The sequence below is a fragment of the Streptomyces sp. BE20 genome (genome assembly GCF_036322525.1).
GTDB lineage: Bacteria > Actinomycetota > Actinomycetes > Streptomycetales > Streptomycetaceae > Kitasatospora.
In genome coordinates, this window is record NZ_JAQYWW010000580.1 from 1 (window position 1) to 283 (window position 283).

General features: G+C 65.7%; 1 pseudogene. It reads left to right on the top strand.

From position 1 onward, the window contains the following. Positions 1-283, top strand: a pseudogene (locus tag PUR61_RS10345) (transposase); the annotation flags it as partial.

Below are 283 nucleotides of genomic sequence, written 5' to 3' on the forward strand. Positions count from 1 at the left end.
CGGGGCGAGCTGGACTGGTCGAGGTGCGCGGTCGACTCGGTGAACATGAGGGCGCTGAAAAAGGGGAGTTGACGGGTCCGAATCCTGTCGATCGGGGCAAATACGGGTCGAAGATCCACCTGCTCACCGAACGTACCGGTTCGCCCCTGTCGCTCGCGATCTCCGGAGCCAACGTCCATGACAGCCAGGCCCTGATACCGCTTGTCGACGCCATTCCGCCGATCCGCTCGCGACGCGGACCGCGACGCCGCCGTCCCGGCAAGCTGCACGCCGACAAAGCCTA